The sequence below is a fragment of the Aquimarina aquimarini genome (assembly GCF_900299535.1).
Classification (GTDB): Bacteria; Bacteroidota; Bacteroidia; order Flavobacteriales; family Flavobacteriaceae; genus Aquimarina; species Aquimarina aquimarini.
The window spans coordinates 109,314-132,725 of sequence record NZ_OMKE01000057.1 but is presented as its reverse complement, the minus strand read 5'-3'; the positions used below and the strand labels follow the sequence as shown (position 1 = coordinate 132,725).

Annotated in this window: 16 protein-coding genes; 3 read left to right on the top strand and 13 right to left on the bottom strand. The window is 31.1% G+C overall.

Features of this window, described 5'->3' with window-relative positions; translation table 11 throughout:
* Positions 1-2: 2 nt before the first annotated feature.
* Positions 3-1,016 carry a pirin family protein gene (locus DG508_RS19705; RefSeq protein ID WP_108869931.1) on the bottom strand — a complete coding sequence of 338 codons (1,014 nt, stop codon included), beginning with the start codon at positions 1,014-1,016 and terminating at the stop codon, positions 3-5.
* A 3-nt stretch (positions 1,017-1,019) separates the two neighbouring features.
* Entirely contained in the window at positions 1,020-2,513 is a 1,494-nt protein-coding gene (locus DG508_RS19700; RefSeq protein WP_108869995.1) for a S10 family peptidase, read from the bottom strand.
* Between the two features lie 320 nt (positions 2,514-2,833).
* On the opposite strand from DG508_RS19700, the gene DG508_RS19695 reads away from it, so the two are divergent.
* Positions 2,834-3,835, top strand: a complete 1,002-nt coding sequence (locus DG508_RS19695; RefSeq protein ID WP_108869929.1) for a phosphotransferase — start codon at positions 2,834-2,836, stop codon at positions 3,833-3,835.
* Between the two features lie 42 nt (positions 3,836-3,877).
* A complete protein-coding gene (locus tag DG508_RS19690) occupies positions 3,878-4,261 on the top strand; it encodes a VOC family protein (protein WP_108869927.1) in 384 nt (127 codons plus the stop codon).
* A gap of 133 nt (positions 4,262-4,394) precedes the next feature.
* Here the strand turns inward: DG508_RS19690 and DG508_RS19685 are convergent, their stop codons facing one another.
* From DG508_RS19685 to DG508_RS19650, 8 genes are all read right to left on the bottom strand, one after another.
* A complete protein-coding gene (locus tag DG508_RS19685; RefSeq protein ID WP_108869993.1) occupies positions 4,395-4,922 on the bottom strand; it encodes a GNAT family N-acetyltransferase in 528 nt (175 codons plus the stop codon).
* 37 nt (positions 4,923-4,959) lie between these two features.
* Positions 4,960-6,585 carry a M1 family metallopeptidase gene (locus DG508_RS19680; RefSeq protein ID WP_108869925.1) on the bottom strand — a complete coding sequence of 542 codons (1,626 nt, stop codon included), beginning with the start codon at positions 6,583-6,585 and terminating at the stop codon, positions 4,960-4,962.
* A gap of 104 nt (positions 6,586-6,689) precedes the next feature.
* A complete protein-coding gene (locus tag DG508_RS19675; protein WP_108869923.1) occupies positions 6,690-8,024 on the bottom strand; it encodes a M28 family peptidase in 1,335 nt (444 codons plus the stop codon).
* A 258-nt stretch (positions 8,025-8,282) separates the two neighbouring features.
* Positions 8,283-9,653 carry a DUF4302 domain-containing protein gene (locus DG508_RS19670; RefSeq protein ID WP_108869921.1) on the bottom strand — a complete coding sequence of 457 codons (1,371 nt, stop codon included), beginning with the start codon at positions 9,651-9,653 and terminating at the stop codon, positions 8,283-8,285.
* 12 nt (positions 9,654-9,665) lie between these two features.
* Positions 9,666-10,565 (bottom strand): substrate import-associated zinc metallohydrolase lipoprotein, encoded by a 900-nt coding sequence (locus tag DG508_RS19665; RefSeq protein ID WP_108869919.1) that lies wholly within the window; start codon positions 10,563-10,565, stop codon positions 9,666-9,668.
* 10 nt (positions 10,566-10,575) lie between these two features.
* Positions 10,576-12,054, bottom strand: a complete 1,479-nt coding sequence (locus DG508_RS19660) for a RagB/SusD family nutrient uptake outer membrane protein (protein WP_108869918.1) — start codon at positions 12,052-12,054, stop codon at positions 10,576-10,578.
* Positions 12,055-12,068: 14 nt separating this feature from the next.
* Positions 12,069-15,773, bottom strand: coding sequence for a SusC/RagA family TonB-linked outer membrane protein (locus DG508_RS19655; RefSeq protein ID WP_159090940.1), 3,705 nt, complete (start codon positions 15,771-15,773; stop codon positions 12,069-12,071).
* Between the two features lie 124 nt (positions 15,774-15,897).
* Entirely contained in the window at positions 15,898-17,067 is a 1,170-nt protein-coding gene (locus DG508_RS19650; protein WP_108869914.1) for a FecR family protein, read from the bottom strand.
* Positions 17,068-17,165: 98 nt separating this feature from the next.
* Here DG508_RS19650 and DG508_RS19645 point away from each other — a divergent pair, with 98 nt between their 5' ends.
* Positions 17,166-17,741 carry an RNA polymerase sigma factor gene (locus DG508_RS19645; protein WP_108869911.1) on the top strand — a complete coding sequence of 192 codons (576 nt, stop codon included), beginning with the start codon at positions 17,166-17,168 and terminating at the stop codon, positions 17,739-17,741.
* 22 nt (positions 17,742-17,763) lie between these two features.
* Here DG508_RS19645 and DG508_RS19640 read toward each other — a convergent pair whose 3' ends face one another.
* The 3 genes from DG508_RS19640 to DG508_RS19630 form a co-directional block, all read right to left on the bottom strand.
* Entirely contained in the window at positions 17,764-18,891 is a 1,128-nt protein-coding gene (locus DG508_RS19640) for an MFS transporter (RefSeq protein WP_234418266.1), read from the bottom strand.
* 32 nt (positions 18,892-18,923) lie between these two features.
* Complete coding sequence (locus tag DG508_RS19635) at positions 18,924-19,718, bottom strand: sugar-binding protein (protein WP_108869907.1); 795 nt, start codon at positions 19,716-19,718, stop codon at positions 18,924-18,926.
* A 576-nt stretch (positions 19,719-20,294) separates the two neighbouring features.
* Entirely contained in the window at positions 20,295-22,850 is a 2,556-nt protein-coding gene (locus tag DG508_RS19630; RefSeq protein WP_159090939.1) for a T9SS type A sorting domain-containing protein, read from the bottom strand.
* Between the last annotated feature and the right edge of the window lie 562 nt (positions 22,851-23,412).

The window sequence follows — 23,412 nt, the reverse complement described above, 5'->3', positions numbered from 1 at the left end:
GCTTACTTTTTTATTTCGGTACCATCAGGATACAAAGCAAATCTTCCTTTAGATGAATGATGTACATGATCATATGATGGCCAAGGCCAACCCCCAAATTCGGTTTGTTGGTATTCTTGGATAGCTTCTCTTATTTCTATTTGGCTATTCATTACAAATGGCCCATGTTTTACAACAGGTTCGTTTATAGGTTTTCCTTGTAGCACTAACAAATGAGCTTCTGTGTCACCATTTTTTAAGGTCAATTCTTGATCGGCGTTTACAATAATTTCATGATCTACAGGTATTGTATATCCTTCACTAAAAATTTCATTTCCTTTACAAAAATAGACAGATCTATTTATTCCCTTTGAAGCAGGAGGAAATGTAAAAGTTGCTTCAGGATCCATTTTTACAGTCCATATTGCTACTTCATTTTGTGGATCGGCAGCCCATGAATCTGGCGCAGGTAGAGGCGCTTTTTTATCAAATAAATCTCCTGCTATCAATGTTACCTCGGTACTGTTTTTAATGGCGTCCAAGTGTGTTACTGTAGGAACATTTTCGCTCCAAAGCATTTTAAAATGCGGAGCTGTCATTTTTTTATCTCTGGGAAGATTAAGCCATATCTGGAATAATAAAAAAGGGTTATCTTTTTCTGTATTGAGCAATGGGAACATTTCAGAATGCTGTACTCCTTTGCCTGCGGTCATCCATTGTACGTCTCCATTACCAAAACGACCTGCAGCACCTAATGAATCAGAGTGATCCACTAATCCTTTTTGTACGATAGTAACAGTTTCGAATCCTCGGTGCGGATGAGCAGGAAACCCAGGGATAGTACTACCATGGTACATTCTCCATCCGTCTTTGAGAGTAAAATCTTGACCTATATTACGGCCTTCTAATGATTTATCAGGGCCTAGTTTTCCATTTCCTTTTGGATAGTGATCTTCGTGATATGCACAGAACAAAAAGGGATCACTGGTCTCCCAAGGGAAACCTAAAGGTTTTATTTTGAGTATTGTTGTAGTCATAATTTAATATTTTGAGGCTTTATGAATGGTAGCAGATGATCTAGTAATAAAAGTTCTAATATCATCATTGGCTTGAATAAGATCTTCATTACGTAAGTACATCATATGGCCACTACGATATCCTTTAAAACTAAGGCGATCTGTAAGTTTACCATTTATATTAAGTTGCCACATTACATATTTAGCATTAAAATAGGTAGTTGCTCCATCATAATATCCAGATTGTATCATTGTATGTAGATTGGCATTCATTGCCATGGCGCGTCTTAGGTTTTCTCCAGTATTATTCCCTTCGGTACGATTCCATGGGTGTACAGGACCAAACATATTATATTTGAGATCAGTTTTAAATTTTAATTCTTCACTATAATAATAATTAATAGCAGGAGTGAATGCATGAAGCCAGGAGGTCAATTCACTATTATAATCAGGAGTATTTCCAGCTTCTTTGATATCCATTCCTTTATAACGAGAGTCTAATCTTCCTATGGTATATCCTTCTTTGTCTCTCAAAAGGCTTTTCCAGAAAAATGGCATAGGAACTTCTAAATTATGTTGACGTATTACCTTTTGTGAAAGCCCAGAGTAATAGGCCATTTTATTGATAGCTTTTTCTTTTAAAACATTATCTAAATATCCTCCTTTTGCAATTGCAGGAAGCAATTCATTAATAGCATATTCCTCTACTTCTGGCAATATTTGTAGTAAGTCTTTGTTTTGAAGTTCAGGAGGCAACATTTTATGATACCATGCTGCTGCAGTAAAATAAGGTAAACGATTAGCAATTTCTACTGGTCCATCAAACTTAAATCCTATTTCTGTGGGAGAAACTAATATAACACCATTTAAATACATCCATTGACGATTCTGGAGTTCTAATGCAAGTCCAGAAACTCTAGTAGTACCATAACTTTCTCCAATCAAATATTTAGGAGATCTCCATCTATTGTTGCGAGTCACGAATGTATTGATCCAATCAGCTAAATAAGTTATATCAGCCTGTACTCCAAAAAATAGCTTCTTCTCAGACATTTTTCCTTCTTGATCTTTGATCATTCTAGAATAGCCTGTATTTACAGGGTTTATATAAACAATATCAGCTACATCAAGAATAGAATTTGGATTTGCCTTGATACCATATGGTTGTATAGGAAATCCTTCGTCATCGATTTTAAGAATTCTCGGTCCTGTATATGCAATATGCATCCATACCGACGCAGACCCTGGACCTCCATTGAATGATATTAATAACGGACGATTTTCATCTTTTTTAAGATCAGATCTCTTGTAATAAGTATATGATAACGATGCTATAGGAGCTCCTGATTGATCCCAAACTGGTTGAAAGCCTACTGTTGCTTTATAGGTAATCTGTTGCCCTTTTATTACAGTACTATGGTTTGTTACAATAGTAGTATCTATAGGGATTTCAATTTGTTGAGCTGTTGTTTGAAGCCAAAAAGGAAAAATGAGTAGGGTGCAGAATATATATTTCATTGGTACTATATAATAGATTAGAGTGTTTTTTATCAATCAATATTCTTTGGTAAAAAGAAAGACAAAATGTGCTCTAAGAATTCACATAAACATGTAATTATGAAAGGACCAAAGTACTGATTTATCTTTTTAAATCTCTTAAAGTGATGTTAAGGGAAAAAGCTTGTTTATACAAGTAAAAACCGTAAATGGAGGCTAGAATAGTTGAGATATACTGCGTTTTTATTTAAGATTATTGATTACAGTTTTATATTTGATTATTTTAAAGCTTTATAAGCTTTCTTTTGTTCTTAATTCACAATAAAATTAGTTTTTAGAAAATGTCAATTTTTCCAGTTATCAATTCAACTCTTTGCCCTAAATATGTAGCTTTTTTTATAAAAGAAAAATATGACTTGGCAGAAAATGTCGTTTGTAAAATTTTAAAAATAGGAGTTAATCATACATATCTAGTTGAGTGTGGTAAGAATAAATATGTATTTAGAGTTTATAGTTATAATTGGCGGTCTAAAAAAGAGATTAAAGAAGAGTTACAACTCCTTAATTTGCTAAAAGAAAATAATATATCTGTATCCTATCCATTGATAGATACTTCAGGAAAATTTATTCAAATGATAGAAGCACCAGAAGGAGAACGGTATGGTGTTTTGTTTTCATATGCTAAAGGAACCAAAATTAGAAACCTAACAGAAAAGAATTGTGTGAAAATAGGTGAATTGATGGGTAAGATGCATGAGGTATTGAATAAGAGGAGTATAAAAAGAAATAGTTATGATATAGAGATGCTTACAAAATTACCATATCAATATGCAAAAGAGCATTTTCTTGAATCTATGGATGAAATGAAGTTTGTGAAAAAAGCAAGGGATTATATTTCTTTAGAGTTTGGTACTGTTGATTCAGAGAATGTACGATCAGGGATAGTACATCTTGATATGTGGTATGACAATATGAATATAGAAGATGATTCGGCAATTACAATTTTTGATTTTGATTTTTGCGGAAATGGATGGTTATTTCTAGATGTAGCATATTTTAGTGTGCAACTGTTCAATACAGAACCTGATAAAGATAAATTTGAAGTAAATTTACATAGCTTCTATAAAGGCTATAAACAATATTCTTTGATATCCGAAGATGAAAAAAAAATAATACCTGTAGCAGCTCTTGCTGTTTGGATATTTTATTTAGGAGTTCAGTCAAGGCGATTTAATACTTGGTCTAATATTTTTTTGACTAATAATTATTTAAAGTACTATGTTGGTCTAATAAAATCGTGGTTGATATATAATGACATTGATATTATGAATAAGAAAAAATAGTTTTTTTTACTATTAATTATGTAATTTTAAAACAATAACATTATGAGATTAAACGCAGGAGTTTTAACCAAAAACCTAAAAGAAACAAAGTCTTTTTATGTAGATAATTTAAACTTTGGGATAAAATTTGAGAATGAATTTTATCTTCTGTTAAAAACACCTAATGAGAAAGACACGATCAGTTTTTTATTACCTAATCACCCTACGCAACAACCTTTTTTTCATAAACCTTTTAGAGGGGAAGGGATGTATTTAACGATAGAAGTAGATGATGTAGATAAGATGTATGAAGAGGTAACGCAAAAGAAAGTAGAAATAAAAGTTGATATTAGAGATGAACCTTGGGGAGAAAGACATTTTGCTATACAAGATCCTAATGGTATCGGAATAGATATAGTAAAATATACACAGCCACTTGAGAACTAAGGTAGAGGTTTATAGAAAATAATTAATAAAGTGTTTGTATAGAAGGGTTTTACTTACTAAGTGAGGTTTTAATGCTTTGAAGCCTGTCTCGAAATTAAAGATCGGTTTCAAGCAAATACTTTGAAGACTTATCCTAAGATAGTTTATGTAAAGAAAAAATAATATTATCTACGTTATCTGGGTCGGTCTTGTTGAGCAAGAGCTTAAAATTATTTCTAATTAGTAAGTTTTTTGAGGCTTCATTATTTTGATGTGTGTATGCTTCTATAGTATGTAACTGAAGAGTTGTAAACCCGTAATCAAGTATACAGGTTAGAGCTTCATTCATAATACCTTTTTTATGAAAGGAGGTGTGTAAGTCGTAACCAATTTCTGCATTTTTTTTATCCTCAGAGAAATTCCATAAACAGATTGTACCTATAAGTTTTGGGTTTCCTTTTATGGTAATCCCCCAGAATACCCAGTCACCTTGTTCAATTCCTGTATTAATTTTATTGATAAAATGAATAGCTTCTTCTATGGTATTAGTTTTTGGCCTTTTTACATAAGTATTAACTAGTTCATCTGATCGTAAGAATTTTACTTCCGCACTGTCATTTTTTTCTAATTGTCTTAATTGTAATCTATTGGTTTGTAAAATAGGGAAGGGGGAGAATTTCATTATCTGATTTTTGGTCATTACAGCTTACTAGGTAAAATCATTGCAATACAGTACTATCTATATAGAAATTAGGGTCAATAGTAATCTTATTTCCTTTCAATTCTTTTCTTTGCCATGACGCATTAGGGCGAATCCATAAAGGTGTTCCATCAACAAAAATACGAATAGGCATATCAAATTTTTCAACAATATTGGTGTATCTAAATTTTAAGGTGTCTTTTTCAAAAGTATACTCTAGAATAGGTATTCTTGTGTCTCTAAGGTATTGATCAAAAAACTGTTTTAAATCAATGCCTGTTATGGTACTTAGATAATCTTCTATTTGTTTTGTGGTAACGGTTTGATGATAAAATTTGGTATTAAGACCTCTTAGGATAGATCGCCACTTTGTATCATCTTCTACAAGTTGCCGTAAGGTATGTAACATATTTGCTCCTTTGTAATACATATCTCCCGACCCTTCATCATTCACATTATAAGCTCCAATTATAGGTTTGTCGTTTAGGATAATTTTTCTAGTACCTATAACATATTCAGAAGCTGCTTTTTTTCCATAATAATAATCCACAAATAAGCTTTCAGAATATGCAGTAAAGCTTTCATGAATCCACATATCGGCAATATCTCTATTGGTTATATTATTGGCAAACCATTCATGTCCTGATTCATGAACAATGATAAAATCAAATTTTAACCCCCATCCAGAACCAGAAAGGTCATTGCCTAAATATCCATTTGCATATTTATTTCCATAGGTTACAGAGCTTTGGTGTTCCATTCCAAGATAAGGTACTTCTACAAGTTTATAACTATCTTCATAAAAAGGGTAGGGACCAAACCAATGTTCAAAGGCTTTCATTGTTTTTGGAGCGTCTTTAAACTGCTTCTTAGCTTTTTCTAGGTTATCTCTGAGTACATAATAGTTCATATCTAGAGTTCCTTTTTCTCCTTGATATTGCTCTCCAAAATGTACATAATCACCAATATTAATATTTACTCCGTAGTTATTAATAGGGTTGTTTACAAACCAATGGTAGGTTTTAGTTTTATTGGCATGATTTTCTACTTTTCGCAATCGCCCATTAGAAATATTCATAAGATCTTTAGGAACATTTACACTTATAAGTAAACTATCTACTTCATCATACATATGGTCTTTGTTTGGCCACCATACACTAGCTCCTAATCCTTGGCAGGAAGAGGCAACAAAATGATTCCCATTTTGGTCTTTTTTCCAAGAGATTCCCCCATCCCAAGGAGCACGAACTGCTTCACGAGGTGTACCACTGTAGTATACTTCTATGGCTTGGATACTATTTTCTTTTTGAGTAGAAGAGAGTGTAATAAAATGTGCATTCCCCTCTGATTTTACTTGTAGCGGAGTATTGTTTTGTACTACTTTCTCAATTTTTAATGGAGGTTGCAAATCAATCTGCATGACAGTATGCTCTTTGAGTACCTTATAATAGATGGTGTTTTTTCCTGAAATAGTTTTTTTATCTGGGTTTACTGCAATATCGAGGTGGTAATAAGTAAGATCCCACCATGCTCTTTCTGGAGTTATTGTACCACGTAATGAATCTTGTCTAGTAAAATTTGATTCTTGAGCAGATAATAACTGTATCTGAATAGTAAGTAAAACGAAAAGTGAAAATTTATGCATTGTTTATTATATAATTATGTCATGTATGAGTTAAATAGTGTGGTAAAGACTATTTTCTCTTCTACGGTAAACTTAGTTAAAGTTTTATAATACTGTTATTAGATTCAAAATACTTCTGAAGGAAATACTACAGGGCTCTCAAAACCATTTTTGCCTACTGTTGCAATCCCAAAAAAGAAATTATCAATAACAATACCATCTAATACAAAATTGTCTATATCACCAACAAATCTACTATGATCCCAGGTAGGAGAAGTCGTGTCTCGCCAATATATTTTATATCCTACTACATTAGGGTCATTAACTTTTTTCCATTTAAATTTTGCTGCGGGTTTTACAATACCCCCTATTTTTACTTCTGAAGGAGCAGGAGGAGCCCAAGCAATGCTAGCTAAATTTATAGCGTTTACAGCAGTTAACTTTGCTGCATATTCAAAATTTACGTGTTCCACGACATCACCATAGTTAATTCCGTTTTCTTCTCTTATATTTTGATGTTGTTGTGTATAGTTTTCATGAGCTTCCATAATTCTGATTCCAGCATACCCCAAATCGTTAAATGGTCTATGGTGGCCACCTCTGCCAAAACGATCTAGTCTGTAGATCATCATGGGGTTCATTTCTGGCATATATGTTTTTACATTTTTATGTACATACCTTGCTAGTTGCCTAGAAACTCCATCAACTTCACCTCCATAAAAACGTCTTCGTTTTATCGTTTTTTCAGTATCGGTAGGATTGGTAGGTTCAGAAAATATTCTGAATGACCTATTGTCAATTACCCCATCAACTCCTTTGATATTGCCAATCATATCATTGTTGAGAATGCCTATAATATCCCATCCTTTATTTTTTGCATATTTGGCAAGACCACCCCCTCCAAAGAGCCCTTGTTCCTCTCCTGATAATCCAACATAGATGATACTATTCTCAAAAGAGTATTTAGATAATACTCGGGCAGCTTCGATTGTACCCGCCATTCCGCTTGCATTATCATTAGCTCCAGGAGCATCAGTAGTAAAATCCATAGTATCACTAGCTCTAGAATCTATATCACCACTCATGATAATATAGCGATTGGGGTATTTGGTACCTTTTTGTATTGCAACTACATTTACAACCCACGCATCATGCGGAACTCTAGTTCCCATGTCTTTGGTAACAAAATCTTTTTGATAAAATACAGAAAGACAGCTAGAGCATTGTTTTGAAACGTTTTCAAATTCTTGTTTTATCCACCTTCTTGCAGCTCCAATTCCTCTTGTATCAGAAATGGTATCACTGAAAGTATTTCGAGTACCAAATGCTGCTAATTTTTTAATATCAGTTTCAATTCTATCAGTAGAAATAGTATTGATAATATCATAAATGCGTTGATCAGTTTGTGAAACTAAAATAGTAGACATGAATAGTAGGGTGGCAGTGATAAATGTTTTCATTTGTGTTAATTTGATCGCCTAATTTAAATAAAAGAGATAAGTAATACAGATTTCTTAACATATTTATAAGAGGATAAGTCAATAAACCATAGGGGGATAACAAGGAATAGTTAAAACATATTGATATTTTTTTTCAAAAAAATGTGTAAGCTTTTATATTAAATAAGAAAACCCGAAGTAAAAACTTCGGGCTTTCGCAAGTTGAGTTAATTAGGCTATTGAGGGAACAATAGTCATTTGTAAATATTTTTATCTGTCTTAGAAATTAACCCAAGGTCCATAAACACTTAGTGAAGGATCTTGAATACTAGAAAAACTTGAACCTAGGTTTATGAAATTTAAAAAATTGCCTCTATCAGTATAAATAAGACCAAGAGGATTTCCGTAAAAATTGATTAAAGGCAAAGCATTGGCTTCAAGAAGTCCGTTAAAACTAGGATTTCCTTGGGTAGTACTTGGGCCTATGTATGTTAAAATTAACTTTTTATCTACTATAGTAGCCTCATATTCATAGTAGAAAGTTATTGAGTTAGTAGGGTCAGCAATTTCATTCAATACGATCGAAAGTGTTGTGTTGTTACCACTTATTTCTGGATTAGTTTCAAAAAAGAATTGGTTAAAACTAAATCCAAAAGTAGAAGAAGCATCAGCATTGAGTTGGTCAATTATAGCTTCAAATCCAGAAGAAACAAACGGACTATCAAATGATCTACGATATAAGAATCTTGGACCAGAAGAGCTTTGACCGATAGAAAAAATATCATTACTAATATATCCTGGTTCAATCGAAGCAAGAATTGTGGTGGTTAAATCACCTACAGTAGATATAAATGTGTTAGTACCTTCATCATAAATAAAAGATTTAAAATCTATACCGTTAAATGAAAAAGGAATTTCAAAATCAAAACCTGTTTCAGTCGTATTTAATGGTAAGTCATAAGACGATACAACATTATTAGTATCTTCTCCTGTAAAAACACCTCTTCTTCTATCGATATCAAAAGAAAAGTTAGAAGAAAATACTTGTTCAGATGAAGCATTCGTAACGATTAAAGATCTGAAAAAATTACTAGTAAGATGCCTATCTTTCAAACGAGTTTCAAATTCTCTAGAAGCTATAATGTTGTTCTTGTCTGTAGCTGTAGCAGGAGTTAATGTAATTATTGATTTTTGATCTTTATCAGTTTTACTTCTAAGTACAATTTTATCACTAGAAACTTCATCAAATATAAATTCGAATTCCGCTCCAAGAGCGAATTGCTGAACTTCAAATAGGCTATGTAATGTAGAATAGTTTTCTAAAATTAATTCTGGAAATTGACTTTTACCTACACGATACGTAGAAGGTAAATCGTTTTCTCCATTTTTATAATCAGAAGTTGATTCAACTGTATTATCATCATTAAAATTCAAATGAATTCTAAATAAAGGTTCTCCTTCTTCTGGGATATAATCCGCTTTCCAACCAAATTCGGGAGTAGTTAGAATTTTTTTATAATTTAATAAAAGTGCATCAACACGACTATCAATATCTTGGTCAAATAATGGCTCTACATCATTATCAGTGCTACAAGCCATAAAACCAAGAGTAAGGATAAATAATGTATATATTTTTATATTTTTTAACATGTTATTCAAGGTTTAATTAATACTATTTAAAAATTCATCTCTGAGAATATTCATATCTATTCCTACATCTTCTTTCATATACTTGATGATAACATCGTATTTTTCTTTGATGCGAGCTCTCCCTTCGTTTCTGGCAATACAAGCAGGATTTCCATCACATGTTTCTGGAGTAATATAAGTAGCTTCGAATACATCTGGATCTGTTGTAATGATAAAAGCCATAGTTTCTGCAAAATCTTCTGCAGGAGATGAAGTCGCATAAGGGGTAACCATACCTCTTTCTATTGCTTGGTTTTGACTTAGAGTAAACCAAGTACCAGAAGAAGTATAATTATCTTCAGAAATTCTAAAGAAAGACTCTATGTCAAATTTAAAATTCTGATCAATAATATGTGCAAATTCATGATGTAAGGTTCTGAATGTTTGTACAATCCAAGCTGTATTATCAGGTGTATACTCATTAGCTTGAGTAAGTGTTACTCTTACTCCAGAATCAGCTACCCCGAGTGTTATAGTCCCATTACTATTAAACAAAGGAGAACCTAAGATTACAATTTCTGCTGGGAAATATGTTCCTAAAAATTCACCTCCTTGGTTTGAAGCCTTATTATAAGGCTCTATCCAGGCTTGTTTGATAAGTTCCGCTATTGGTTGTACTACATCTATACGTGGTGGTGTAGCAGATTTTGTAGGATCGATAAATTTATCTACAAATTTATAATGAATAACAGATCCATAAGGGTCTCTGAATTCCTTTTTTAAGAATTGATCAATTTCTGTTGTTGATTCTGGTTCTCCATTTTCAAAAATAGCGGTAGGTTGTAATGTTTCTTCTCTATCACAAGCTAGAATGATTAGGATAGAAAATACGATAAACAACAGTTTTTGAGTTATATTTATTTTTGTCTTCATAATCAATATTTTATCTAGGGTTTGGAGTTAGTCCTAATGCAATTGCATCTTCAGGGATTTGTACTGCTTTTCTTAAGTCATTCTCGGTAAGAGTAAGTGTTTGTCCACCTTCACTTACAGGAAGTACGTGTGTTACTGAACGGTTATGACGTTTGATATCAAACCAACGTAATCCATGGTCCCAAAATTCTTTCTTACGCTCGTGTAAGATCAATTCTAGAATACCATCTGCAGGAGTACTAGCATTATAAAAAGACTGAATAGCAGCAATATCTGTATATTCTGTTCCGTTATATCTTTTTACAGCTAATTGGTTGATATCTGCAAGAGCTGCGCTTTGATTACCACTTAATACATATGCTTCTGCTCTGTTTAATAAAACTTCTTCTCCTTTAAATTCTACACTAATATGATAAGGTAATCCTGAAGTTGAGGATAAATTTTCTCTGAAAAAATATTCAAAAAGTTTAGGGAAAAAGTTTACTTCTAAAGCGGTGAAATTAAAAGGGTTATTTCTGATGTCTCCTATTGATAATGGATTTGTAAAAAGTGCTGTAACGTCATTTGAATTTAACCTAAAACCTAAACTATAGTTTTGGTAATTACTTGTTTTTTGAATAACTAGAGCATTACTTAGTTCTTCTGGGTTTGCGTATTGTATCGCAATTGCATTAGATCCTGAGATTACAAAATCTTCTCCATTTTTTACATAAATATCAGGATTACCATCAATAAAGAGGTTACTATACTTAATACAGTTTTCATAATCTCTTTTCCATAAATAAAATCTAGAAGCAAAAGCCTGAGCAGCTTTTTTTGTAAAATGATACTTTTTTGTTCCCGAGAAAAATTTATCACTTATTAGGGCTAATCCATCAAGTAAATCTTTTTCAACAAAATCATAAACTTCTGCTACCGTATTACGGGTGTAAGTTGGTAAAAATTCTGTCTCAGGCTCTGTGATATAGGGTACTCCTAGGTTCGTAGAAGCATTATTATCATAATGCATACCAAACATGTTTACTAACATAAAGTAATTGTATGCTCTAGAAATAAGTGCTTCTCCTTTTATTGCATTTCTTTTTTCTGGATCTCCTTCTAGATTATCAATTACAGCAAGAACCTCATTGGTATGTGCAATTGCCTCATACGTTTGATTCCAAAAAAAAGTAGGAGTATCCTGAAAAATTGCAGTTACATTATCCCAAGTATAGGTTTGTAGATCTTGTAAGCGGATAGTGTTTCCTCCAGCATCAAGTACAACTCCATCTGCATTAGGAACTCCTAATGGTCCTGCTAAATCGGTGTACATATCAGTAAATGCATACCCTCCTTGAGAATAAGAATTTGCAACTAGTTTTGCCGCTTTATCAACAGAATCTAGTACTAGTCTGTCATCAGGAGATTCTTCCAAATATTGTTCGCAACTAGCACTTACAATAGCAAGGATAAATAATAGTATATATGATTTTAATTTATTATTCTTCATAATTAGTCTTTTTTTTAAAATCCAACATTAAGTGAAAGAGATACTGTTTTAGGTACTGGTAATGCAGCACCTCCTGAGTTAAAAAATTCAGGGTCTTGACCATTCAATGCTTTGTCAGAATACAGTAAGAATAAGTTCTCTCCCTGTAGACGAATTCTTGCAGAAGAAAGTCCTAATCTCTCAGCATAAGAGGATGGAACGGTATATCCTAGTGCTATAGATCGCATACGTGCGTAACTACCATCTACAACTCTTAGATCACTACTGTTGTATAGTTGATATGCATTATCACGAGCAGATACAAGTCCATTGTTTACCCTACCATTAAGTTGACTGATTATAATACGATTATCTAAAATGGCTGGAATATTGGTTACATTTTCATCTCCTGGAACAGCCCATCTGTTAATTAATTCTCCTGGTAAAGAATTGAAGTCAGTATATGCTGCTTCGAAATTACTATTCAAACGTATTTTGTAATCAAATTTGAAAGAAATATTGGCTGATAAAGAAAAGCCTGCATACTCAACAGTATTACTAAAACCACCAGCTCCTCTTGGTTGTGTTGGTCCTTCATACTTCAATATTTTTTCAATATCATTTCTGTTTTGTAGGTCGATATTGGTTACTCTATTATTATCAGCATCAAAGAATGTAGGGATACCAAATTCATTAAGACCTGCAAAACGTGTTGAATACAATGCAGAGATTTCACGACCATTTATAGGAGATCCAGAAGGTGAAATTAAATCAACCAAACGAGGGTTAAATTTTAAATTCTTTACTTCTTCTGTGTTATACCCTACATTAAGGTTAGAACTCCATTTGAAATTTTTGGTCTTTATATTTACTGTAGATAATCCAAATTCATATCCTTCTACGTCTAGATCAGCAAAATTTCCTGTTTTAAATGCTTCTCCACCAACACCACTAGTTCTTACAGTACCAATAAGGTCAAAAGAATTACGTTTATAATATCCTATTTCTCCTGCAATACGACTATTGAAAAGAGAGAATTCTAATCCTGTACTAAACTCTTTTAGTTTCTCAAAAGTTAAATCAGAATTTTCTAATGAGTTAATTTGTATAATAGTTTCAGCATCTTGAGGACGTAAAGGTATCCCACCACGTAAATCAAGAGATGCACTGGTAAGAGGACCTCTTCCTCCTGATAAACCGTAAGTAGCTTTTAATTTTAAAAAGTTTACCCATTCTACATTAAAGAAATCTTCATTATCAATATTCCAAGCACCGCTAATGTTATAGTTGGTAAGGTATCTTGCTTTAGGACTTGATCCTTGTAGGTTTGATCCATCATATCTCAATGTACCATTAATAGTATATCGGTTATCATAGGTATATCCACCATTAAAGAAAAACCCTGTAAAACGATCTCTAAAATTACTAATATTAAAGTATTGATCATTATTATCTATCAATTGATCGATAGCATCTGGATTTGTATTTACTAGATACCCATTTTCATAAGAAATTCCAATACCAGTATATTCTCTGCTTTGTCTTGTAGTAGATTTTATTTCTTGTCCTAAAAGAGCAGTAAATTGATGGATATCTTTATAGGTAGAATTCCAAGCAATAGAATTTCTCCAGTATACATAATCTAGTACATTTTCATTATATACATTAAGACCACCTTCTGGAAGAATAGAGTATGGAGGCCTGTTAGGGTTATCTCTATCCTGATATAAGAAAGGATTAATAGGGCCAATAATATTATCACCAGCTCCAGCTCTAAAAGCTTCTGCTTGATTTGATATTCCTGTAATAATATGCTCTCTTTGCGTAATTGCTTTACGGTAATTAAAAGTAGAAGTAGCGGTTAAATTATTTGTGATTTTATAATTAAGATCGGTTTGAAATGCAATATCTGTTACATCAATATCTATATAGTTATTTCTTAATTCATGAATGATATTAAAAGGAGCATAGTTTTTTCTGAAAAATTCTAAGTTTCCATTTTCATCATATGGTGTAACACTTCTACTGTTTGTCAAAGAAAAACTGTAAGGATTGATCTCAAATTCACGTTGAAATTCACCTGTAATAGGGTCCAAACTTCTGTCATTTGTTCCTGGAGTTCTTTGATTTCTAAAACTACCAGTCAATGAAGTAGCTAATGAGAAATTATCTGAAAGGTTAAACTTGGTACTTAGTTTAGTTGTATATCGTTGCGCTTCGTCTCCTATAGTTTGACCAGCATCATCAAGATAACTCAATGAGAAATAATAAACGGCATCATCACTACCTCCAGATACATTTAGAGAGTGTGTTTGCTGTAATGAGAAATCTGTAAAAAGTGTTTTAAACCAATCTGTATTTGCAGTTTGATAACGGTTGAAAAATTCATCTGATATTTGTCCGTTAGGTCCTATTTGTACATTGTTAGGTCTTCTAAGGTTATAGTATTGTCCTAATACCCCATAAGATTCAGCACGTTGCGCAGTAGTTAAATCAATTAATCCTTTTTCTACTAATTCTGCATATACAGATAATTCTTGTTGAGAATTAAGGACATTGAAATTTGTATAACGAGGTCTTAAACGGTAAGCAAAGTTATTATTATACTTTACACTTAATCCTCCTTTTTTACCCTTTTTGGTAGTAATTACAATAACACCATTCTTAGCACGTGCACCGTATAATGCAGTAGCAGAAGCATCTTTTAGGATAGAAAAGCTATCAATATCATCAGGGTTTAATCCTGCAACAGAAGACCCTATTAATGAATTTATATCTCCAGAAGCTAAGTCTTCTTGAGCTAATTCTACATTATCTTCTAGGATAACTCCGTCAACTACCCAAATAGGGTTGTTGTTTCCATTAAGAGAAGTATTTCCTCTAATTCTAATTCTTGGTGAAGCACCAAAAGTTCCTGAAACATTATCAACAACCACACCAGCATCTCTACCTTCTAGAAGTCTTGAAGCATCAGTTACCCCTTCAATTTTGATGTCCTCAAGATCAAGTTTTGTAGCAACCCCCGCAAAAAGGCGACGATCTACTTTTTTATAACCATCGGTAATAACAACTTCTCCCAATGATTCTACAGATTCTATTAATACAATATTGAAAACTGTTTTTGTCTTATTAGTAATTGCAATAGTTTGGTTTTCAAAACCAAGGCTTTCTACCAATAGTACATCTGGAACAGAAACTCGCATTGTGAAATTACCATCAAAATCAGTAACAACTCCTTGTGTTGTTCCTTGGATTGATACAGTAGCACCAGGAACAGGAAGCCCATTTTTATCCACAATTTGTCCTTTGATTTCAAAACCTTTTTGAGGTTTAGAAAGTGCAGTTTGTGGATTTTTTATAGGAGAAGCATTTGAGCTTACTGGTTTTTTTACCAGTACAATTTGCTTGTCCACTATTTTGTATGAAGTAGTAGTGTTTTTAAATATTCTATTCAAAATATACTCAACTCTTCTGTTAGATACTTTTAGAGATACTCTTCTATTGGTATTAACTTCAGAAGCTTTGAAGAATACTTTGAATTCTGTTTTTTGCTGTATTAGATCAAATACTTTCTCGATTGTAAAATTCTGAACATCTAAGGAAATCTTAGTGTTTTGCGAGTATGTACTTGCGTTTATTCTAAATAGAGACAATATAATAAGTAGTATTGTTAGCCTCATTTTTAAATTAAATATTAATTTTGCCACACCATTACTGTGGTTTTGTATAATTATTTTCATACTTTTAATATGATTTAATGATTGAACCATTGTTAAATTAAGCTTACTCTAAATCGGGAAATGTTGCAGCATTTCTCGATTTTCTTTGTTTTATAGCTTCCTATTTCTTACTCATTTTTTGTTTTTAGGGATTAATAATTACTTCACTTTCTTTGATGGTGAAATTGAAAGATGTGTTGCTACTGAAGGTTTTAAGCACATCTTCTAAGTTTTCTATATCAAATCTACCAGTGAATTTCTCTTTTTTCAGTTTTTGATAATTGATTGTGATTTTCTTATCGTAAGAACGTTCTAGTTTTTTAACAATATTCTCAAAACTCTCGTTTTTGAATAATAAAACGCCATCGATCCAAGCGACATAATTTTCTGTTTTTACTGTAGATATATCCAAATTCTGAGTTAATTTTGTAAGACTAGCTTTTTGATTAGGTTTCAGAATTTGATCTGTATTTTTATCAAATCGCTTGTTGCCCATAGATACACCAACACTTCCTTCTACTAAGACAACTTCAGAAAAAGAATCATCAGTATAGGATGAAACGTTGAATTTTGTACCTAATACTTCAGTTCTAATACCATTTGTAGACACGATAAAAGGATCTTTTTCATTTCTAGCTACTTCAAAATAGGCTTCTCCTGATAATTCTACTTCTCTAATTTGCCCTGCAACAAATTGAGCAGGGAATTTTAAAGTAGAGCCAGCATTTACATGAACGGTTGTACCATCAGAGAGTACAATTTGAAATTTCTTACCATAAGGAACTTTAAGAGTATTGATACTTGGTTTTGTACTTGCTGTACCTTTACTCTTGTTTGTGTAAACAATTTTGCTTTTTTCCTGTACTCCTAGTAGAACACCATCACCATTCTTGATCTCTTTAAATAAATCATTCTCTTTGATTGCTTCAAAATCACCATTATCAACTTGTAATGTTACATCATTTGTTGGTTGGTCATTACTGAATATATCTTTATTGTAGTATAAAGCAGAGGAAATTATAAGACCAATAAAAACGGCAGCGTATTTTAAATAATTATTGGTTTTATTTTTACGAGTTTTAGTATGAGATTTTGTATTTTGTATTTGTGTTTCAAATAATGAAGATGCTTGTTGATTATCAAAATCATTTTTACTTAATTGGATGTAATGATCTGTGAGAATATATTCCTTTAACTCATTTAGATTATCTTCATCTTTTAATAAAATTTCAAAAGCGATGCGTTCCTCTTCAGACATCTCATTATTGACATATTTTATTATTTGATTTGTATCCAAATTATTGGTTTTTTTCATGCGAATTATTGGCTTATTTATAAGTAAGACTGGAAAAAAATAAAAAACCCTTACGCTTGAAACTATTTTTTTTATTATTTATGTAAAGTTTTTGTTAATTGTTTTGTGATAGGGGTATAAATGAGTTTAAAAAGGTTGCTATAAAAAACGACACCCAAATAGAAGAACTTAGGCGAGGGAATGAATTCGTTTATAGGCGTTTGTATGAAATGCACTATAACGAATTGTGTGCCTATATCTATAATTTATCGAGAGATAAACAACAGGCAGAAGATATTGTTCAGAATGTAATGCTTAAAATCTGGAAAAATAGAAAAAGTTTAAGAATTACTACTTCTATCAAAAGCTATTTATATAAATCTTGTTACTATGAATTACTTGATAGCTACAAAAGAAATAAAAAAGAACTTAATTATATAGAGCAGATAAAAAAGGATGCTTTAGAACTTTTTGTAGAAGAGGATAATGATTTTGTGAAAAACAGAATAATTAAGGTTAGAGAAGAAATAGAGAAACTTCCACCAAAATGTAAAGAAGTCTTTGTGTTAAATAAGTTACAAGGATTTAAATATAAAGAAGTAGCAGAGCAGTTAAACGTTTCTATAAAAACAGTAGAAGCTCAAATGTATAAGGCGATGACAAGGATAAAAAAATCGTTAGAATCCAAAGATTAGATGTTCTTTACTTTATAATAAACTATTTTCTTAGCATGTAAATCCCAAAGATAGGACCGATACCCAAAAATAAGTAGAGTAAAGTAGGGTCTATTTTATTTGCCAAGAATGATAATAACTGAATGCTGATAATAGTGATAGCAAAACCAATACAATTTACAATAGTTAATGCTGTACCTTTAAGTTCTGAAGGAACTGAAGTAGCAACCATAGTTGAGAATTGAGGAGAATCAGAGATAACTAACATTCCCCAAATATGCATTGCAATCAGAAATAATTCAAATGGTAATTGAAAAAGTAAGGGAGAGGCAAGGCAAAATATTCCTGAGGTTAATAGTGAATGATACGCTACTTTTTTACTACCACTACTCAACGATAGTAGGCCTCCTAGAATACAGGAAATAGCGCCAACTCCTATAATGATAAACGACCAAAAAGATACTTGAATGTCAATATGTTGTGTTTGCGCATAGGTTTTAAGTATAATAGGTACAAATGCCCAAAAAGCATATAATTCCCACATATGACCAAAATAGCCAAAAGATGCTTTTCTAAAACTTTGGATACTAAATAACTGAATGACAATCCCTAGTTGTAGCTTTGATACAAGTTTTCTATAAGGACCATCAGGTACTGTAAGCCACATTGCAAGTCCACCAATAAAAGCTAATAATGAGGTGCTGATGATAACCGTTTTATAATCATTACTCCATGAATACTCATTAATCAAATGAGGTAATGCCGTGCCCAAAACTAAAGCACCTACAAGGTATCCTAATGCTTTTCCTAAACCATCCTTATAATAGTCAGAGGCTATTTTCATTCCTATTGGATAGATCCCTGCTAGAAAGAATCCTGTGGCAAAGCGTGCAGTAAGCAAGTTAAATATTGTAATCTCAGGAACTAAAAGGAATAAATTACAAACTCCTCCTAGAAAAGCGCAAATTATAAAAATGCGCGAAGGGGAAAACCTATCAGCAAGGGTGAGTAGTGCAAATATAAGTGTACCTATGATAAAGCCAAATTGTACGAATGATATAAGGTATCCTAATAGATTAAAATCAACATCAAATTGAGTGACGAGAGTATCGACAATAGCATTACCTGCAAACCATAATGATGTGCAAAAAAACTGTGAAATAATAATCACAGGGAGTATGTAGAATTTTGGCTTCAATATATTTATTCTTCTAGAATAATTGTGCCGAAAATATCAGCATTAATTCGTCCCAGATCTTTTTCTTTTCCAGGAACAAAAACCGAGCCAATACAATTTTCTCGCTCTTTGCTATTATCATTATCATTATAAGCGATAGCAAACCCTAGCTTTTGATCTTTATTCAAGATCACAGGATCATTTACTTTGCCTTCTTTATAAGTGTCATCATAAATGGTAACTTCAAATTCCCATACAGATACATCACCATTGGTTACTCGTTTTGAATGTACATGATTTGTAAGTAATATAGGGTTTTTTTCTTCATCAATATCAATTACGTTACCATCTAATGAAATAGAGTATGCAAATGCATTATTAGAATATTGATGCTCTCCTCCAGAATTATCTGCGTCAATAAAAATTTCTATATTATCATCATTTCTCCAGGAATCTAATGGGTTTTTATTTTGATCAATCAAAATATCATCTTTTATTTCTACAAGGATGTATAGAGCCTCATGTGTCCATGCCATCTTATACCTACCAAAAAAATCAGTAAAATTGTAGGCAGGACCTAACCATCTCTGATCAAAGCCATACCATAATGTTTCTTTCCAGATAGGGTCGTTCATGTCTCCATCTAATTTGGGAACAATAATAGCTTTTTTGACTTCTCTGATTTGATGATCAATTTTAGTGTTGTCAAGCTGTATACTTCGTTGATTGAGTATAGCTAATCTATTTCCTGAGTAATTAGTTATGTCTTTTTTACAACTGCTTATAACTAATAAAAAGCATAATAAAATTAATCTTTTCATAAATATAATTTGATCAAATAGTCGAGGTAAAAGTAAGGAACAAAAATTAAAAATAGAATGTAGTATATGAATAAGTAACAGTCATTTACTTTTCAAATATATAATTATTAAAAGGATGTAAATAGTTTAAGAGGCCTCAAATTGTACTAACCTTAAAAAAAGTGAACATACTTTTATAAAGAAATTCCATACTTCATTCTGTAATGAAATAAAAAAAATAATGAGATTTACTTTTGTGGACTATAAATATTAAAGTGCAAAGTATAGACATAAAAAAGAAGAAATACTCGATTATAGTATTTTATAAAAATAAACAAGAACGAGCGGTATTTGTAGATGGTAAATATAATCGATGACATATGTGATAATCAAAACCTTTACAATTAAAAAATAGTATATATCCATTAACATAAATTTATATTAAAAAATGAAAGATTCGCGAGAAGTAGTTGTAACCTCTATTGGAAAAGTAGAATTAAAAAAAAGATTACATCTAGAAATGTAAAAACCGCCTTTTGTATAATAAAAAGGCGGTTTACTAGACACTATTTCATTAAGTGTGTAATTAAAACTAGGTTATTGTTTTATTATTTTTTTAATTATAGTTTCTCTAGATGTGATAATTTTGATAAAATAAACTCCTTTAGGAATTTCATTTGTTTCAATACTTAATTTAGAGTCATCAGTTATTATTTTATTAACTGAGAATTGTTTTCCGTTTGCTGAATAAAAATATAGTTCAAAATCATTTTTAGTATCAATTCCTTTTATAGTAAGTTCATTAATAAAAGGAACAGGATGTATTTTAATATTTCCTTCTAAATTAGAAGTAGTAAAATTATTATTAGGGTTAGAATTACAAGAATTCGTGAAATTAGTATGTATATCTTTTCTAGTGAATTTTTGGTAAGCATAGTTGATATCATCAACACATATATGATTTAACGCAGGATTATTCGTAGCTACAAAATAGAATATGTTTTTATTGCTTCCGTTTTTGAGATTCACAAAGTTTAGATTCTTATTCTTGCTAAAATCTATACCTTTTAATAGTGGAGTTTGAGATAAATCCAATTCAATTAATTTGTTGTTTTGAATATATAAATATTTCAATTTCTTGTTGTTTAATAATTGTAAATCCTTTAACTGACAATTATTAACATTTAAGTTCTCTAAATTAATATTATACTCAGTATCTAGTTCGTTAATATTCGTGTTTGCTATATTCAAATTTTTAAGCTTCTTGTTGTTTTCTATATTTAAAGCTAGCAGGTTTTTATTATTATCTAAACTTAGATATTCTAATTCTGTATTAAATTGTAAATCAATATTAGAAAAGTTTGTCCCGTATCCTGAAAAAGATTTCAATTTTACATTATTAGATAGATCAATTGTAGTATAGTTTTTTGATTGCCATTCTAAATTCTCTAATTTAACATTGTATTGTAAATTTACTTTGGTCAAATTTGTTCCTCCAATCGATAAATCTATCAATTCTTTATTATTAGTAATATCAAGGGTTGATAAATTGCTAGAAAATGCATTTAATCTTCTAAGTGCTATGTTTTTGGATAAATCTATGCTGACTAGGTTATTATGATTGATGTCTAATTCTTCTAAGTTCACATTAGCATTAAGATTTAAGTTGTTGATTTGGTTAGCCCCAATATTTAGTTTTACCAAATGTATCGTATTAATCAATTTTATACTAGGAACCTGATTGCCTGAAATATCTAACTCCTTTAAAGCTATATTTTTAGAAAAATCTAAATCTGTATTGATGGAATGATCAGAACATTTAAAAGAAGTTATGTTGACAAAAGCTTCTATTCCTGTTATGTCATATATATGATTATAATCATAATTATAGTTACTTACGTCTATTGTTCCTAAAAATTTTTCTGCTTCAGAGTATTGAATTTCACTATCCTGATTTAAATCAATTGGAGGATTATGATTTAATAATGTTTTCTTAAACTTTACATCAGGGATATTTACGATCTCTTCTATAATACATTGATCAACAAAAGTTGTTGTAGCATCAATGTTTGTAAAATTTTGATTAGCATATGCTATATCATCTACACATATCTTAGCATTAGCACTTATATTTCTTAAGTAAAATCCACTAATCCCTATATTGTTAGTGTTTTTACAATTTACAAATTCCAGATTTTTATTGTTATCACCATATATATATGTCAATTTACTCTGCTTAGAGACGTCTAATTCTGTAAGAGAGTTAAATCCGCAAGTCAAAGAAGTTAGGTTGATGTTTTTAGAGATGTCTAAATTGGTAAGTTTATTAGAAGAGCAGGTTAGCACTTTTAGATTTGTAAGAGCACTAAGATCAATAGATGATAAATTATTATTATTACAACTTAATTTTCCTAGGTTGCTAGAAGTTGTTGGTAGTATTAATGAGGATATATTGTTATATTCAGAACCCAAGGTTTCTAACTTCGCATTTTTTGAAACATTTAAATTTTTGATTAGATTGTTATTACATAACAAATATGTTAAATTAAGATTATTTGAAACATTTAAATTTGTTATCAGATTATAAGAGATTACTAAACTTTTTAAGTAAGTTAGGGTGCTAATTTCTATGTTGCTTATTTTATTTTGATTTGCATATACATACTCTAAAGCATTATTATTAGATAGGTCTAAAGCTTGTATATCATTATTATTACAAGAGAAAACTTTTAGTGAGGTGTTTTTTGAAAGATCAATGTTTGTAATGGTATTGCCACTTATATGTAGTGAACTTAATTTTGTATTATTACTAACATTAATTAGAGAGAGATTGTTTTGATTTAATGCTAAATCAATCAATGCAGTATTTGCAGAAATATCGATTTTTGAAATATTGTTTGAAGAAGCATTTATTCCAGTAATATTAACAAACGCTTCAATACCTGTTAAATCATAAATTCCTTTGCTATACAAATTTAAATTTCCAGCAAATGCGATAGCTTCTTGTGTTTGTATTTCAGTATCTCCGTTAGTGTTTATTCTTATATTATCAATAAGCGCTTTCTTAAATTTTGTATCAGGTATAGTTACCGTTTGAGAAAAAATCGGAATGGTTAGTAGTAACAACGTTACTAAAAGATAGGTTTTTTTCATGTTTAAAGTTTTAGTGTAAGGAAAAAATGTGTGATTGTTGGTATAATGACTCATGTTTATACGGTTTAATATATATGTCGTAGCGGCAAAAAATGTTACCTTGATTTCAACACTTTTACGTTGATTTTTTTAAATAATCCATTTACAACTTTGGTGAGATCATGAGTATGTGGATTATTGTGTTTGTTGCTAGTCTGTTACGGATATGTGTGGAACCATTTTTACAGACTTATTTTTCGTAAAAAACATCATAATTTACTTCTGAAAAGCAATTTTCTTATCGATTTTTGTCAAAAAAAATATTGTAGGTGTTTTTTAGTATTTATCAGATACTAACCAATGAAAAAAGAATTATTCAAAACTCTGTTGAAAGTTCTGATTGTGTTTTGATTTTTAGATTCTAATTAAGATATGCTTAAAAGGAGCTAAGAATGAATTATAAAATAATTATATAAAAAAACTAAGAAGAGAAATGGAGTAATAAGTTTTGGGCAATCTTTACATCTAGAAATATAAAAACCGCCTTTTATATAATAAAAAGGCGGTTTTTTCATATCAAAAT

Excerpts from the sequence above, each read along its gene's own strand:
- DG508_RS19705 (WP_108869931.1), bottom strand. The coding sequence starts at position 1,016 with ATGACTACAACAATACTCAAAATAAAACCTTTAGGTTTCCCTTGGGAG.
- DG508_RS19700 (WP_108869995.1), bottom strand. The coding sequence starts at position 2,513 with ATGAAATATATATTCTGCACCCTACTCATTTTTCCTTTTTGGCTTCAA.
- DG508_RS19695 (WP_108869929.1), top strand. The coding sequence starts at position 2,834 with ATGTCAATTTTTCCAGTTATCAATTCAACTCTTTGCCCTAAATATGTA.
- DG508_RS19690 (WP_108869927.1), top strand. The coding sequence starts at position 3,878 with ATGAGATTAAACGCAGGAGTTTTAACCAAAAACCTAAAAGAAACAAAG.
- DG508_RS19685 (WP_108869993.1), bottom strand. The coding sequence starts at position 4,922 with ATGAAATTCTCCCCCTTCCCTATTTTACAAACCAATAGATTACAATTA.
- DG508_RS19680 (WP_108869925.1), bottom strand. The coding sequence starts at position 6,585 with ATGCATAAATTTTCACTTTTCGTTTTACTTACTATTCAGATACAGTTA.
- DG508_RS19675 (WP_108869923.1), bottom strand. The coding sequence starts at position 8,024 with ATGAAAACATTTATCACTGCCACCCTACTATTCATGTCTACTATTTTA.
- DG508_RS19670 (WP_108869921.1), bottom strand. The coding sequence starts at position 9,653 with ATGTTAAAAAATATAAAAATATATACATTATTTATCCTTACTCTTGGT.
- DG508_RS19665 (WP_108869919.1), bottom strand. The coding sequence starts at position 10,565 with ATGAAGACAAAAATAAATATAACTCAAAAACTGTTGTTTATCGTATTT.
- DG508_RS19660 (WP_108869918.1), bottom strand. The coding sequence starts at position 12,054 with ATGAAGAATAATAAATTAAAATCATATATACTATTATTTATCCTTGCT.
- DG508_RS19655 (WP_159090940.1), bottom strand. The coding sequence starts at position 15,773 with ATGAAAATAATTATACAAAACCACAGTAATGGTGTGGCAAAATTAATA.
- DG508_RS19650 (WP_108869914.1), bottom strand. The coding sequence starts at position 17,067 with ATGAAAAAAACCAATAATTTGGATACAAATCAAATAATAAAATATGTC.
- DG508_RS19635 (WP_108869907.1), bottom strand. The coding sequence starts at position 19,718 with ATGAAAAGATTAATTTTATTATGCTTTTTATTAGTTATAAGCAGTTGT.
- DG508_RS19630 (WP_159090939.1), bottom strand. The coding sequence starts at position 22,850 with ATGAAAAAAACCTATCTTTTAGTAACGTTGTTACTACTAACCATTCCG.